This is a genomic window from Bacillus cereus group sp. MG20 (assembly GCF_040459885.1).
Lineage (GTDB): Bacteria > Bacillota > Bacilli > Bacillales > Bacillaceae_G > Bacillus_A > Bacillus_A cereus.
Genome location: NZ_JARVHF010000001.1, coordinates 312,631 through 328,835 on the forward strand (window position 1 = coordinate 312,631; position 16,205 = coordinate 328,835).

Sequence of the window (16,205 nt, forward strand, 5' to 3'; positions counted from 1 at the left end):
TCCTCCTACTAATACCGCTTATTTCAGCGTTTTCTCACCGATTGTCTTAAAAAATCGCATATTACGACTCAATTATTGTAGACTATAGCTATTATATAGTAGAAGCTGGATGAATAGCAACGGTTGATTACCTTTCTATAATGAAATCGGATAGTTTTTATCCATTCCCCTAGCTATTGTATGTATATCATCGACCTCTTTCTCATATAACCATTCACTTCTCATTCTGTAATACATTGGATTCATTTTTCATTCGAAATTTTATATATAGAAAAACTGTAGAGAAATCATCCCCTACAGTCTTCACTTATTTCGTATTTATTATCTTTTCTTTATAACTCTTCAATTTACTCGTTAATCCCATTAAAGCAGGTAACAATATCGGCATCACGATTAAAGCTAATAGTAATAGTGCAACGCCAACAACTGATGCTACTTGTATAAGTGTTAATACACCTGAAGGGATTAATGCTGCAAATGTCCCTACTAAAATTAGCGCCGCTGATAATACAACTCCTCCTATATGACGAGATGCAGTTATAATTTTCGTTACCGAATCCCCTTCTACCTCGTTATAGCGCATCATTACGAAAATACTATAATCCACTCCTAAAGCGACAATCATAATGAAGCTAAAGAATGGAACATTCCAGCTTAATGACTCTACATGTAATACATGTGCACTAATTTGTTCGCTTATACCAAGCGATGCAAAGTACGCTAATAGTAATGAGCCAATAATAAATATTGTATTTAATAATGAACGTGTAATTACAAGTAATACAATCGCAATTCCAATTAACATAATCGTAGCTGTACGTAAGAAATCTTGCCCCGTTACTTCTTTTAAATCAACGTTTCTAGCTGTTGTTCCGCCAATTGCTGTTTTCGCATCCTTTAATTCCGTTCCCTTTACAGTGCCCTCGATTGTTTTATTGATTTCTTGAATAATCGGCATTGCTTCTTTTGAATACGGATTTACATCTAAAATGATGGTCATTTTAGCAATCTTTCTATCTTGTGACATGTACGTGTTCAATGCTTTTTGGAAATCGTCTCCCTCTAACACTTCTTTTGGAATATAAAACTTCTCAGAGCTTTTCGATTCATTGAGCTCCCCTAAATATTTCTGCGCGTCATGCAGGCCATTGCTTACTTTTCCAAGCCCTTCTGTACTTTTAGATAAACCAGATTGTAATTGCCCCATCTTTTCCTGCAGGTCTTTAAGGCCCGTTAAAAGTTGCCCTTGCCCATCGTTTATTTTCGTTAATCCAGATTGTAACTCAGCTGATTTATTCGCAATTTGTTTTGAACCTGCAGAACCTTCATTTAATCCATTTTTAAGATCCGCTGCTCCCTTTTGTAACTTATTAATTCCATTGTTCATTTCTTTTAAGCCGTTATCCACTTTCAGTAACGATTGATTCGCTTCTTTAAATGAACTCATCGCTGCTTTATGCTGCGTTGCTAATTGATTTAATTCTTTTGAAAGTATATTTAATTGTTTTTGAGCTTCTTTAGCAATCCCTATCGTTTGTTGTATGTTTGAATCATTCGCTAGTTCTGGTTTCGTTTGAACGAAATTGGTCATTAACATTTCAATTTGTTCATATCCCTTTTTCGCACCATCAATTGCTTGAGAAATACTTCCGAAGTATTGATCGTAAGAGCTTAAACCTTTTTCTAACTGTGCATAACCAGCATGCAGCTGCGACGTTGCATTAGATAGAACATTTATATTTTCGTTTACTGAAGCTAAGCCACTCTCAATTTGCTGTGCCCCTTGTGCACCGTCGTTTATGCCATTTGATAATTGATGTAAAGCTGTTCCTAATGCTGATACCCCGTTTTTCGCCTCGTTCGTTCCATCAATTAATTTTTGAACATTCGCAAGACTATTTGAATCATTACTTCCCATTTTATTTTTCGCATCCGTTAATCCATCATTAATTTCCTTTATGCCACCATCGGCATCTCCTAATCCTGTATTCAATTCTCCCGCTTGCTTATTTAAATATAATTCTTTTATCTTCTCACCAGTTGGACGTGTTGGTGCATATACTTCTGATACACCTTTAACTTTCAAAATTTTATCAGTTAATTCGTCTAAAATTTGTAGAGAAGTTCCTTCATCCAGCTTTTTATCAGATTGAATGACTAATGTACTCGGTGAAGAGAAACCAGGCGGAAAATGATCCTCTATTACGTTAATACCCATCTTTGATTCATACTTATTATCTACTTCAAATAAATCATTGTAATTTAGTGTATTAGAGTATTTTAATATGAAAGGAATCGATATTACAAATACGATGATTAAAGCGACAAATGGCCTTACTACTGAGTTTTTCGCAAAGAATCCCCATAAGCGACTATCCTGATGACCTTTAAATGTTTTAACTGGATAAAACATTCCTTTTCCTAAAAGCACCATGAAAAATGGATTTAAAGTCGTTAATACGAGTAGTAATACTAAAACACCAATTGCTACCGCTGAAGTAGATTGATATAATTTAAAATTTGCTAACGCAAGTGATGCAAAACCAATTAGCACCGCTATACCGCTATATAATACGGTTTTACCTGCCGATTTAAATGTTTCTTTCGTGGCCCAAAATGCATTTTCTTGTTTACTTAATTCTTCTTTAAACCTCGTATATAATAAAATATTATAATCTGTTCCTACTCCAAAGAGGACGACGACTACGAACACTTGTGTAAAGTTTGAAAATGGGAAATTAAATTGATCTACAAGCTGAGCAATAATCCCCATTGAAACTAAATACGACACACCGACTGTAAGAAGAGAAACAATCGGAACAACTGGTGAACGAAATACGAGGATTAATACTACAAGAATGAAAATGATTGAAATAACTTCTGTCTTTTTCACTCCCTCTTGAGAGGATTTAAGAAAATCACCCGCTATTAAGTCACTTCCTGTTAAATACGTTTTTACTCCTTTCGTTTGCACCTTTTCATGCAGATTATTTGAAACCCTTGATATTTCACCATGTTTTTTATCTATCGATATTTGCGTTAAAATAGTCGTATTATCTTTAGAAACTAATTGTTTCTCCAAGTCTTTATTATCTAAATGCGAAACAACTTCCTTAATTCCTAATTGCACTTTTTCATTTTGCAGGGCGTTGATCGTTTTTGTTATTTCCTTCTTTTGTTCATCTGTTAAAGCTGCCTTATTGCCACTATTAAAAACGGCTATAATTTCATACTTTTCAACCCCTTCTTTATCCATCTCTTTAATCATCTTGTCAGCAATGCTGCTTTGTTCTGTATTAGGGATTGTAATTTTCCCTTTTTCCTTCACTAATTTATCCATATTAGGCATCGTTACGACCATTGTAATAGTAATAACTATCCATAATAGAAAAGATAAACTTCTCCAACTTTTTAACTTGCTCATTTGAATCATCTCCCATTATAAAATTCACATGTGGAATGAATATTCATTCCTAATCTTTTGAAAACACTTTCCAGAATGAACGTTCATTCCTATCATTCTATTAATTTATTAATTAACTTTATTAAACTAGGTGAATCGGAATGAATATTCATTCCTTTAGTTATAAAGAGTTATCATCTCCTGTTATTCTTTTTCATACCTCTCTCGGAATGAATGTTCATTCCTATCCTTATAACGCTATAGAATCAAATGATTCTAATAGCATTCCAACAACTTTCTTCCAATTCCTTTACCAATTCATCTGTATATTCTAACTGCCCTGTTTCCATTACTTTAATTAATTTTTCAATTGGTTGATATACAATAATAATTAAAGCAATTGGTGGTAATGGACGAAGCAAACCTTTTTCGATTCCATCTTCAATCAAGTTCATGAAGAAACCCATGAAGTCCTCGAATATTTCATTGCTATGTTCATCTAGAAAATAACTATCACAGTGAGAATTTGTAAAAAGAAAAGCATCTGCATTTTGTCTCGCAAATTCAAATAAACGGTTGTATGTATGGCTAAACTGTTCACGAATATTTGCATCGACCGGGAAATCATTTTTTATTAATTCTGATAGTTGTAAAACACTTTTCGTAAATAAAGAATTAACAAGCGCTTCTTTATTTTCAAAATAACGGTAGATCGTACCTGCGCCTACTTTTGCTTTTTCAGCAATCATCGGAATTGTTGTACCATCATAACCTCGTTCTGCAAAAAGTTGTATTGCAGCATCAAAAATATCCTCTTGTTTGTTTTTAGCCATTTTTCCACCTCAATTTCCAGGAATGAAAATTCATTCCGTTTTTTTATTATAAATTACATGAATTAAAAGTCAAGTGCGTGACAAAGTATAGCTGTGATTTTTTATCCTCTATTTGTGAATGAAATTATATGAACGACTTTCTGGATATATTGGCACAACTCTAATTATATCAGCGATTTTCATGATATATTGACTTACCGAAAGAAATTCACAATATAAGAGGAAGCTATCCCGAAATTCCACTTAGGATAGCCCACCTTCATACATATAAATTAAAAGAAATCATAAATAAATGGCTTACGCACTGGTACTAGATTCTCAATTGACCGTATTGCCTCGTCACTTCCACTAATTAATTCAAGTTCATTTAGTTCTAATGGGCGTTTATAACCAAACATTATTGCCGATAGTGCATTTATATCCAGTTTTATTCCTTTTTCCGTTGTTTCTTCTACAATTGTTATTTCATGATTTGCAAGTCTCACTGTTACGTTATTCCACGGAGCAAATGCGTCTGTAATGTGTAGGATCACTTCTTGCTGTACATTGTTCCAATTCAACTCATATTGTTTTAAGAACTGCTCTACATCTACAATTCTTCCCATAAAATATGGTTTTATTTCTGTCTTCACGCGTGGCTCTTGCAATGAATATAACAACGGTTCGTTTTCACTTACTGTCATTTCAAGTTCTTTAATCATAGAATCATGCTGGCAAATAAAGTTCCACAGACCATTTCGTGCTTCATTATGTAGTGGTACAAATTCTTCTACTGTCATTTTATAGTTTTCTATTTTGTATAACATGTAACCTGCTGCCTTTTTATTTTCATCATAGTAAATCGCTAATGTTAAATCATCATAAACCGCTTGTAACCACCAGTTCTTCTCTCGAACTAGCATACCTGAAAAACGTTCTGCAAATACTTCATAGAGCTTTTCGACCTCTTCTGGATGCTTTTCTTTATTGAAACGTTTCACAGTGCCATTTACTTGTTTTTTCATCACTAAATCGCTCTTAGTCATATGACATATGACTAAATTCGCACAAAGTTCCCAGCCGTATTTACGGTAAAATGAAACCGCAAATGGATGTAACATAGAGACTGTATAGCCATCTTTTTTCATTATTTGAAGTGAATGTTGAAGTAGCTCTTTTACATACCCACTTCTTCTATACTCAGGATACGTCGCTACCCCTGCAACGCCACCCATTTTAAATTTTTCTTTACCTATGTAAATATGAAACGGAATAAGATGTAGTTTTGCTGCTAAGTCTTCCCCTTCCATAATGCCGTATATTTCATGACTTTCCTTCATCTTTGTAAGTTGCTGCTGTAATCGTTCCTCATCTACTTTATATTGAAAAGCGTATTCTGATAAACGTAATGCTTCTCTGGACTTATCTTCTTTTAATTGTATGACATTCATATAATTCTCCTCCATTCCCTGTTTGAATTGTATCACAATTCTTTCTATTATAGTTCGGTAAGTGAAATTAGAAAGACGTTTTAACAAAAAAAGCAGATACATCACGTATCTGCTTTCCATCCTTATTATTTAGCTAACTTTTGAAGTTCATCAAAGAATGTAGGATATGATACACCTACTGCTTCTGCATCTTCAATAATTGTTTTTCCTTCTGCCAGGCAGCCAGCAATCGCAAGCATCATTCCGATGCGATGATCACCATAACTATTTACTGTATTGCCTTTTAGAGCTGATTTTCCGTAAATGATCATGCCGTCATCAGTTGCTTCTATGCGAGCTCCTAGTTTCGTTAACTCAGCAACGACTGTATCAATACGATTTGTTTCTTTTACTTTTAATTCGTGTGCATCTTTAATTACTGTAATTCCTTCCGCTTGCGTTGCCGCTAATGCGATTACAGGAATCTCATCGATTAATCTAGGGATAATATCTCCGCCAATTTCAATTCCTTTTAATGAAGATGTTTCAATTGTAATATTTGCAGCTGGTTCTGATGCCCCTTCGTTAATTAGATCTACAGTGAACGTAGCACCCATTTTCTCTAAAACATCAATAATACCTGTACGAGTTGGATTCATTCCTACATTTTGTAATACTAGTTTACTATTTGGGATGATTGCACCTGCTACTAAGAAAAATGCTGCTGATGATACGTCACCTGGCACTTGAATGTCTGTTGCTGTTAATTTTTGTCCACCTGACAGCTTCACTGTTTTCCCTTCGCGAGTTACTTTAACACCAAATGCTTCAAGCATTCTTTCCGTATGGTCGCGTGAAATATGTGGTTCTGTAACAGCTGTTACACCTTCTGCACGAAGACCTGCAAGTAAAATAGCTGACTTTACTTGTGCACTTGCAACAGGAGAAATATATTCAATTGCTTTTAAATCTCCGCCACGTATTGTTAGCGGTGTAAATGTTCCTTCTTCTCTGCCGTCAATGTTTGCACCCATTTGTTTTAATGGGTTTGTTACACGCTTCATCGGTCTTTTTGCGATAGACTCATCACCTTGTACGCAAGAGAAAAATGGTGTGTTAGCTAATATACCTGACATTAATCGAATTGTTGTACCAGAATTACCAACATCTAATACAGCTTTCGGTTCTTGTAAACCTTCTAATCCTTTACCAACTACAGTAACTTCATCACCGTTTTGCGTAATTTCTACTCCCATTTCTTTAAAACATGAAATAGTACTTAAACAGTCTGCACCGGGCAAGAAACCTTTAATTGTTGTTTTCCCTTCTGCAATCGAACCGAACATAACAGCACGGTGTGAAATGGATTTATCACCTGGGATTGTAATATTGCCATTCAATCCGTTATTAACAGGTTGTATTGTTCTTTCTTTCACGTTTTTCACCTTCTCATTTAAATTGTTTCATAAGTTTGGTATTCTTCTTCTCCAAGCGCTAGCTTTGCTTTCATACGATCTTCTTCCCTTTGGAAACTAATACGTAATACCCCAAGCAGTCCTTCACGCGCTTCTAATATTTGCAAGTTCGTAATACTAATTTCCTCGCGCGCTAAAATACTCGTAATATGAGCCAATGCCCCCACCTTATCTAATACATCAACGTATAAGTCGTGATAGGCAGGAATTGCACCACTCTTTCTTACTGGTAAAGAATCACGGTATTCTTTCGCATCTGCAAAATAGTTTTGAATCTCGCCTGCATCTCCGGTAGAAACTGTCTTATATAAACCTTCCATTTCAGAGATCCACTCTTTTAATAATACCATTAAATGCTCTCGATTTTGCTTTACAATATCACTCCACATTTTCGGACTACTAGATGCGATACGTGTAATGTCTTTGAAACCTCCCGCAGCGAGTTGATGAATGAGCGGATTATCTCCTGCATGTTTCTCAACTTGCTTTACTAAACCTGCTGCGATAAGATGCGGGAAATGACTAACAATCCCTGTTACATAATCATGTTCTTCTGTATTTAAAACAAGAAAATGAGATCCTGTTCCTTTTAACCATACTTTAAGGTCTTCCACTTGTTCATTTGGTATATGATTCATCGGTGTTAAAATGTAAAATGCATTTTCAAATAAATGCGCCTTTGCGCTTTCAACTCCCGTTTTATGAGAACCCGCCATCGGATGTCCCCCAATGAAAGAAACTTCCTTTGAAAATAAAGCTTCCGCTTCGTTCATAATAGACCCTTTTGTACTACCAACATCAGTCACTATAACATCTTCTCGTAAACGGAATGACGCAAGTTTGTGTAATAGCTTCTTCGTTTCTTCAACTGGAGAAGCAAAAATAATTAAATGTGCCTCTTCACATGCATGTTGTAAATCAACTGCTACTTCATCTACTACATGTAATTCTTTTGCACGCTCTACTTGCTCTTGAAATATATCGTACCCTGTTATCGTTACATCGTGCTCTTTCTTAATTGCTAAGGCGAGAGAGCCTCCTATTAAACCTGTTCCAATTAATACTACCTTTTTACGCATTTGCCTCATCTCGAGACTTACTTTTTTTGTTTTCAAAGTGTTGTTTTAACACTGAAATCACTCCTTCATTTTGCTCCCTTGTTCCAACTGTAATACGGACACCATTTGGGAATGGACGAATAATAAACCCTGCATGTGCACAAGCTTCATAAATCTCTCCAGCATTCTCTACCGGTAAGAAGATGAAATTAGTTTGTGACGAATAAAATGGTATTTCGTTTTCCTTACAGAAACTCTCGTATTGCTGTAATCCTTCTGTATTCACGTGAACTATTTCTTCAATAAACTCGTTATCACCAAAAGCAATCGTAGCTGCTTTTTGCGCTAATGAAGATACGTTAAATGGTAAACGTACGACATTTAATTTCTCAATTAGCTCTTCCTGTCCGATCGCATATCCAACGCGGAAAGAAGCTAATCCGTATGCTTTAGAAAACGTTCTAAGTACAAGAATGTTTTTATGTTTTTCTAAAAGCGGTAATGTCTCAGGGAAATCTTTTGCTGTTACGTATTCATAGTACGCTTCATCAATGACAATTAACGTATTTTCACTAATGCCTTCAATAAATTGAGTTAATTTTTGCTCATTCACATATGTGCCCGTCGGGTTGTTCGGATTACAAATCCATACGATTTTCGTATTATTATTTACCGCTGACAAAATTTCGTCTAAATCGTATACACCATTATTTAAAGGAATTTCTTTCACTTCACAGCCTTCAATAATCGCATGATGACGGTATTGCGGGAATGTTGCACCTGCTGTTACAATGTTATCTCCCGCTCGTAATACGGCGCGGCTTATTATTTGAATGATTTCATCTAAACCACTACCACAAAGTACTTGTTCCATTTGCACATGCAACTTATCCGCGATTGTTTGACGGAGCGTCGTAGCACCTCCGTCAGGATATAAAGCATGTTCCAACCAAGATTTTTGCAACTCTTCTAAAACTCTCGGTGAACAACCGAATGGATTTTCATTCGATGCTAATTTCACAAACGAATGATCTCCGTACACTTCTTTCATTTGTTCTGGTGATTTACCTGGTTTATATGGTTGTAATGATGATAGTTGATCTTTTACTTGCACGTTAAACCCACCTTTTTATTAAAATTCTTTTGCGTAGTTATTGTGTTGCATAATGTTTTGTTTTAATAATTCCATACGATCTTTTCCGAATTGTTCGACTAGTGCATCTGCAAGTTCCCATGCTACAACAGATTCAGCTACTACACCCGCTGCTGGTACTGCGCAACTATCAGATCTTTCAATACTAGCTTGGAATGCTTCCTTCGTATCAATATCAACGCTTGCTAACGGTTTGTATAATGTAGGAATTGGCTTCATAACGCCTCTTACGACAATTGGCATACCTGTTGTCATACCGCCTTCTAAACCGCCGGCATTATTCGTTTTTCTCGTGTATCCTTTTTCTTCATCCCACAGAATTTCATCATGCACTTTACTTCCTGGTTGTCTTGCCGCTTCAAAACCTACGCCAATTTCAGCACCTTTAAATGCATTTATACTCATAATTGCACCAGCAAGTTTTGCATCTAATTTACGATCGTAATGAACGTAACTACCAACGCCAATAGGCATACCTTCTGCAATAACTTCCACAATACCACCGATTGAATCTCCGGTACTTTTTGCGTTGTCAATCGCATCCATCATTTCTTGCTCTACTTCTTTATCTAAACATCGAACTGGTGAGTTTTCAGTTATCGTTTGAATTTCTTCAATCGGTAAGTTTGAAATATGTTTTGCTTTTACTCCACCAATTTCAAGAACATGTCCTGCAATTTTTACGCCTAATTCGCTTAAAATTTGTTTTGCAACTGCACCAGCAGCTACACGAACTGTCGTTTCTCTTGCAGATGAGCGCTCTAATACGTTTCTTATATCACGATGACCATATTTAATTGCTCCATTTAAATCCGCATGTCCTGGACGTGGTTTTGTAATTGTACGTTTCATGTCTTTACTTTCTTTTTCAGAAATTGGCTCAGCACCCATTACTTTCGTCCAATGTTTGAAATCATCATTTTTTACGATTAACGTAATCGGTGATCCAAGTGTCATCCCGTGACGAACACCACTTACAATTTCAACTGTATCTGTTTCAATTTGCATGCGTCTTCCGCGTCCATGACCTTTTTGTCTTCTTAATAATTCTTTATTAATATGTTCCGCCGTAAGTGTCAAACCTGCTGGTACACCTTCTAAAATAACTGTTAACTGCGGTCCATGTGATTCTCCAGCTGTAATGTATCTCATTTCTCTTGCCCCTTTACTATTTTTTTGTACAAAAAAGTCCCTACTGAGCGCTCAGTAGGGACGATGTTTATCGCGGTACCACCCTAGTTGTAGACAACTGTCGTCTACCTCTCTTCTTCTTTAACGATCGTTTGACCGTCTTCCCCTCCATAAGTTGTCGAGAAAGATGCTCCAAGGCTGTAATTCATGCTTACCTTTGTACTGATTCACACCAGCCATCAGCTCTCTTTAACAGTGAGATAAGCACTACTGTTTCCTCTTCAACGCATATATGATATGGAATTAAGATAATTTATTTTTGAAACCTTTTAACTCATCCATGAATCTATGGAATTCTGGAATGTCCATTTGTTGTGCAGAATCTGACAATGCAACTGCTGGATCTGGATGAACTTCAGCCATTACTGCATCTGCGCCAATTGCAAGTGCCGCTTTCGCTGTTGGTAATAATAAATCTCTGCGTCCAGTTGAATGTGTTACATCAACGATAACTGGTAAATGTGTTTCTTTCTTTAAAATTGGTACTGCAGAAATGTCTAATGTGTTACGTGTTGCTCTTTCGTATGTGCGGATACCGCGCTCACAAAGAATAATTTGATCGTTACCTTGCGCAATGATGTATTCCGCTGCGTTAATGAACTCATCAATTGTTGCTGCTAATCCACGTTTTAATAATACTGGTTTGTTAACTTTACCTACAGCTCGTAATAAATCGAAGTTTTGCATGTTACGTGCGCCAACTTGAATTACATCAACGTAGTCTAATGCCATTTCAACATCGTTCGGATTTAAAATTTCACTAATAATCGCTAAGTCGAACTCGTCTGCTACTTGACGTAAAATTTGAAGTCCTTCTACTCCTAAACCTTGGAAATCGTATGGAGATGTTCTCGGTTTGAATGCACCACCTCGCATTAATTTTAAGCCTTGGTCTTTCATCGCTTGCCCTACTTGACGAACTTGCTCTAAGCTTTCTACTGCACAAGGTCCCATGATGAACGTTTGTGTTCCGTTTCCAATCAATTCACCTTTTACATCAACGATTGTATTTTCTTGTTTCTTTTTACGTGATACTAGTAACGCTTTACGGTTATCATCTTCTTGTAACTCTAAGCTTGCTTTGAAAATCGTTTTGAAAATATGTTGAACTGTTGATGTTTCGAATGGTCCTTCGTTATGCTCTGCAATCATATCAAGTACTTCACGCTCACGTACTGGATCAAAGCGTTTCGTACCTTGTACTTGCTTTTGCTCTCCAATTTTTTGAACGATTTCACCACGTTTGTTTAAAAGGTGTAATAGTTGTAAGTTAATTTCATCTACCTGTTTACGTAATTGATCTAATTCATGATTTGCCATTTGGAAATCCTCCTCTAATGTTTTAAAAGTATAGTAAGAGAATAAAAGATTCTCTATTTTCTGAACTGGTTAATTATACAAATTTATAGTGGAATCGATACCTCTTCTTATTTTAAACTAATAATTCGTACAAAGACATGAACTACTAGTTAAAAAGCCACTTTTTTGTACAAAAAAGCCCTACTGATCCAATCAGTAGGGACGATATTTATCGCGGTACCACCCTAGTTGTAGACTTCTTTCGTCTACCTCTCTTCATTGTTAACGATCATCTGACCGTCTTTCCCTTCATAAAGACAATACTATCTTTACTACGAAAAAGATGCTCCAGGACTGTAATTCGCTCTTGTTTTTGTACTGGTTCGCACCAACCACCAGCTCTCTGTTACAGGGAAACAACAACTACTGCTTTTCCTTTCAATGCATGACTATTTTATTTTCAAGTTGGACCACTAAAATACAAAAAGTCCCTACTGAATAAATCAGTAGGGACGATATTTATCGCGGTACCACCCTAGTTGTAGACTAACTTTCCGTCTACCTCTCTTCACTGTTAACGATCAATTGACCGCTTTTTCCTCATAAAGACAAACTATCTTTATTACGAAAAAGATGCTCCAAGACTGTAATTCATGATTATCCCTGTACTGGTTCACACCAACCACCAGCTCTCTGTTACAGTAAGACTAACCACTACTGTGATCTCTTCATTGCACTTTGTTTATTCAAATGTTTTTGAAATTGAATAAGTATGATTCGTATTATAGAACGCTTTTCAAAACACTGTCAACAACTTTTTATATATTTTTTAATTTTCCACTTTCGTCCTATAGTTCTTCTTGTAAATCACCCATTACAATTCCTATGCGAATTATTTCGTTTTCCAGTAAATGCAAAACACATTCCTCTACTTCATACTGAACTAATAATTCTTTTATTTGTATGATTTCTTTTTCAAATAAAACGGCTTCTTGACATGTTTGTAGTAAAATAAAAAACACATTTGCAAACATTTCTTTATGCGCTTTCATACTTTCTTTTTTATGAAGCATTTCAATCAATAACTGCTTCATTTCCTCACCTGTACATTTACCATTTACACTTGAAAATGCACGAGACATAATACATAATCCTTTTTCTAATATTTCATCCATGTATAAAATAATACGCAAAAGCATTACATATTCTCTCGCTGTTATCTCACCCATTTTTGGTCGTTCTCGCAAAAATACACTGAGCCAAGCTGTCCAAAATTTTTGTTGTTCTTTTACACTTAATGTTTTGACGTAATAGCATAAAAACTGCATAAATTTAATTTTATTTTCTTCATTTTCTAGTATGAGTAAAGGGTATAACCAATCTGTTTTTTGCTCCCAATATAGTACACATTTAATAAATACAAAGCTAAGCCACTTCAAGAAAGCTTCCCTCGTATGCGGATGTAATACTTCCAAATGTTCTATCGCATACTTAATAAAACGCTTCATTTCTGTAAATAAAGGTAAATTTATTTGCGTGTAACATAAACCAGCCCATGCATATTCCGTAATTTCATTTTGTTTTTTTAAATCTAAGTATGGTAACAAATATTTTCGGCACCATTGCTTTTCAATATGATATAGAAATGTAATATCTGCTATTAAACGAGCAAACATAAAGTTTGTTCGTACTGAATTAACTCTTACTTGTTCTTCAAATAAAAATAAATATTCATATACATTACGATCGTATAAATGATCATATGATAACAACTTTAATAATACAGCCGTCATTTTTCCAACAGGATGCTGAATTGATTCATTGTAAAAATCTTGTTTTCCAAGCTTAAAATCCGTATCACTCTTCATAACTTGAGGAAACACTGAAAAAGCAAAGCGTTTTACAACACGTATACTATTCTCTTCTAACTCTTCTAGTCGATTACTAATTTCATATAGAAAACTACTAATTAACCAATGAAAAGCAGTATTTCTAACAAATTTCTGCAATAACGGAATAATTTTTTGGATTTGATCATTTGTCAATCCTCTGTTATTTCGCCATTCTCTAATACAAACAAACCATACTTCATTACTTATTTCTTGCACTCCTACTAATTGATATGCGAATGAAATACTCCACTCTGTATTCAATTTACATGCTTTTGATAACATCTCTAAAAAATGGCGTTGTTCAAAAACACCGTCTTGCGAAAATTGCCGAACTTGCTTCATAATTTCAACATCTTTCAGCTGCAATAATCCGTCAGCTGTTACATTACAAGTAATACTTTGCGCTGTATCCTCTTTCTTTTGTACACTGTATCGTTCAGAATGAAAATGAGGATGCTTTTGCTTCATTAACTCATACCCATTTGCCGTAGATGGACTATTTGAATCACACTTGAATAATAAGTCTAATACGAGACATGCATCAAATACCCTCTCTTCTGTAAGACGCTTTATTACAGTTCGAGTGACTTCTTCTTTTGTTTTTTCTAAACAATGTGCATAATGACTTTTTAAAAGTTGGAATACTTCGTGTTTATAAGTGAAATCTAAAAGAAGTCCTTCCTGTAACAACCATTTCATTTTGTCATCTACACGAACAAAAATATTTTTATTCATCGCATCAATTGCAATTCGCTTTTGAAGTACACTGTTCGCTTCTATCATTTCTGTAATATAATAATCCGCTTTTTTCTCATTATTTTCACATAAATAAGTTAGACACTCTTTTACAATTTGTATTAAAAATGCAAGATCATTTTGATGAAATTCTTTTTCTACATCTTCCTTATTTCTCTTTTTCAGTGCCATTTGTCTTAACGACAACATTCTCAATTTTTCTAATCCGATCATCATAATTGGAACAGCATAATAGGCGATATATGGCCTCATCTTTTCTTTCCAAATTTGCTCCACATGAGAAAATGTAGATACTGGTAAGCGACTCGATTCCTCGAGTTCTATTGATTCTTGCGTATCATTTCCCCATTTTCTTACACGTTTCAACTTCAGCTTTCCGTCTAAAATAAAAGTTAGTAACAATAACGCAATTTCCTTATGCTCAGGAAAAGAACATTTTTGCAGTAACTTAGAAATCTTTTCTATAGAGCTACTATCTTTTTCAGCAGTTTCTAATAAAAGGAGTGTCCACCTGGCAAACAACAATGGGTCCATCTTACTCTTCGCTTCGTTTAAGTAGTTACAAATTGTTCTCCATAATAACGGTGATATTTTAGAATAGTTTTTATAAATTAATTGAAATAATTCTATCTGATGACTAAAAAGAAATTGTTCCACTAACCATTCTGCAAGTAATTCATCTACTTCATTATAGTTTGGCGTAAGCATAAACAAATTTTGTAATTTACCTTCTGCTTCTAACCATTCGACCCATTCATAATCGTGAGCAAATTCCACAAAGTAACGAACTGTTTCAATTTTTTTAATTGATTGCTTTATGTATGATAATTGTTCCTGTTCTACTGACGGGGGAACCGTTACAATATCCCGAATACGCATTCTTTTCGTAATATAATTATCACCCATTAATTCCGCCCAGCGTTTTACCGCTTTTACGAGGGATTGATGATTATTCACTTTATTCGGATACACAATCGGTCTTATCCCCAAATGTTCCCAGTGGTACGTATTTTCTCCTTGTGCGACGAAAGCAAATCGTCTTGTACTTGGTGGTAAACCAGTTGCTAAATATTTCATTACTGGGTCATTATGACTATATCCAACGAATAAAACGGTGTAATTTGAGAATAGATCGACTAAAAATCTTCTCGCCCACCCTTCCGTTAAGTAAGCCCTTCCAAAATCACCGTCTGTTAAAATTAAAGCCTCTTTCTCCTGTTCTACATTACCATGTATATAAGCAAGACCTTTAAAAGCTCTCCCAGTCGGTAAAGCTGGAGCGTAATAAACATTGATATCTCTATTTATTTCTTTAATTGCAGTTGTAAAATGTTGATCAAAATTTGTTGTTACAATGCGGATATCTGTATCTAAAGGAAATAACCTTGGAATTGCATAATGTAATGGATTCGGTTTTGATTTCTCTATATGAACAAGATCTCTTGCGACTTGATGTACATCTTTTGTTTTCGCAATTTTACCAAGATAATAATCATGTGGTTCTGTTATTTCACGCCTTTCGACATATAACGTTTTTGCAATTTCATCAACTAAATCATCAAAATTTGGTAAGTTTGATTTCCCTTTCATAGAAACTCCCGCTCCAACAAATAACACTAACTTTCCTTGCTCAATGTGATCAATTAACTCATCTGGAATTTCTACTTCTGAAGTAATCCACATCCTGGATTCCCCCTTACCTAAAAATGTCATACACTCTCATTTTACTATAACAT

General features: G+C 35.1%; 9 protein-coding genes and 3 other annotated features. All 9 genes read right to left on the bottom strand.

Going from position 1 to position 16,205, the window contains the following annotated elements; all coding sequences use genetic code 11:
* Positions 1-307: 307 nt before the first annotated feature.
* The 9 genes from QCI81_RS01750 to QCI81_RS01790 all read right to left on the bottom strand — a co-directional run bounded on the left by QCI81_RS01750 (position 308) and on the right by QCI81_RS01790 (position 16,152).
* Positions 308-3,424 (bottom strand): MMPL family transporter, encoded by a 3,117-nt coding sequence (locus tag QCI81_RS01750; protein ID WP_071732055.1) that lies wholly within the window; start codon positions 3,422-3,424, stop codon positions 308-310.
* Positions 3,425-3,669: 245 nt separating this feature from the next.
* The gene (locus tag QCI81_RS01755; protein WP_001107290.1) at positions 3,670-4,236 is read right to left on the bottom strand and encodes a TetR/AcrR family transcriptional regulator; all 567 of its coding nucleotides are present in this window, start codon (positions 4,234-4,236) and stop codon (positions 3,670-3,672) included.
* Between the two features lie 272 nt (positions 4,237-4,508).
* Positions 4,509-5,666: a GNAT family N-acetyltransferase gene (locus tag QCI81_RS01760; RefSeq protein WP_071732054.1), complete on the bottom strand. Its 1,158-nt coding sequence runs from the start codon at positions 5,664-5,666 to the stop codon at positions 4,509-4,511.
* Between the two features lie 125 nt (positions 5,667-5,791).
* Entirely contained in the window at positions 5,792-7,081 is a 1,290-nt protein-coding gene (gene aroA / locus QCI81_RS01765; RefSeq protein WP_000664630.1) for a 3-phosphoshikimate 1-carboxyvinyltransferase, read from the bottom strand.
* A 17-nt stretch (positions 7,082-7,098) separates the two neighbouring features.
* Positions 7,099-8,199 carry a prephenate dehydrogenase gene (tyrA, locus tag QCI81_RS01770; RefSeq protein WP_071732053.1) on the bottom strand — a complete coding sequence of 367 codons (1,101 nt, stop codon included), beginning with the start codon at positions 8,197-8,199 and terminating at the stop codon, positions 7,099-7,101.
* Positions 8,192-9,292 (bottom strand): histidinol-phosphate transaminase, encoded by a 1,101-nt coding sequence (hisC, locus tag QCI81_RS01775; protein WP_071732052.1) that lies wholly within the window; start codon positions 9,290-9,292, stop codon positions 8,192-8,194. Before hisC ends, tyrA begins: the two co-directional genes overlap by 8 nt.
* Positions 9,293-9,310: 18 nt before the next feature.
* A complete protein-coding gene (gene aroC, locus QCI81_RS01780) occupies positions 9,311-10,483 on the bottom strand; it encodes a chorismate synthase (protein WP_071732051.1) in 1,173 nt (390 codons plus the stop codon).
* Positions 10,484-10,536: 53 nt separating this feature from the next.
* Positions 10,537-10,756, bottom strand: a binding site (T-box leader).
* 9 nt (positions 10,757-10,765) lie between these two features.
* On the bottom strand, positions 10,766-11,842 hold the full coding sequence (locus tag QCI81_RS01785) for a bifunctional 3-deoxy-7-phosphoheptulonate synthase/chorismate mutase (RefSeq protein ID WP_001273575.1): 1,077 nt from the start codon (positions 11,840-11,842) through the stop codon (positions 10,766-10,768).
* Positions 11,843-12,036: 194 nt separating this feature from the next.
* Positions 12,037-12,272: a binding site (T-box leader), on the bottom strand.
* Between the two features lie 54 nt (positions 12,273-12,326).
* Positions 12,327-12,562: a binding site (T-box leader), on the bottom strand.
* A gap of 107 nt (positions 12,563-12,669) precedes the next feature.
* A complete protein-coding gene (locus tag QCI81_RS01790) occupies positions 12,670-16,152 on the bottom strand; it encodes a DUF4020 domain-containing protein (RefSeq protein WP_353810599.1) in 3,483 nt (1,160 codons plus the stop codon).
* Positions 16,153-16,205: the final 53 nt, after the last annotated feature.

What these genes read in the sequence shown, in the direction of transcription:
- aroC (WP_071732051.1), bottom strand. Translation starts at nt 10,483, where the DNA reads ATGAGATACATTACAGCTGGAGAATCACATGGACCGCAGTTAACAGTT.
- tyrA (WP_071732053.1), bottom strand. Translation starts at nt 8,199, where the DNA reads ATGCGTAAAAAGGTAGTATTAATTGGAACAGGTTTAATAGGAGGCTCT.
- QCI81_RS01755 (WP_001107290.1), bottom strand. Translation starts at nt 4,236, where the DNA reads ATGGCTAAAAACAAACAAGAGGATATTTTTGATGCTGCAATACAACTT.
- QCI81_RS01785 (WP_001273575.1), bottom strand. Translation starts at nt 11,842, where the DNA reads ATGGCAAATCATGAATTAGATCAATTACGTAAACAGGTAGATGAAATT.
- QCI81_RS01790 (WP_353810599.1), bottom strand. Translation starts at nt 16,152, where the DNA reads ATGTGGATTACTTCAGAAGTAGAAATTCCAGATGAGTTAATTGATCAC.
- QCI81_RS01760 (WP_071732054.1), bottom strand. Translation starts at nt 5,666, where the DNA reads ATGAATGTCATACAATTAAAAGAAGATAAGTCCAGAGAAGCATTACGT.
- QCI81_RS01750 (WP_071732055.1), bottom strand. Translation starts at nt 3,424, where the DNA reads ATGAGCAAGTTAAAAAGTTGGAGAAGTTTATCTTTTCTATTATGGATA.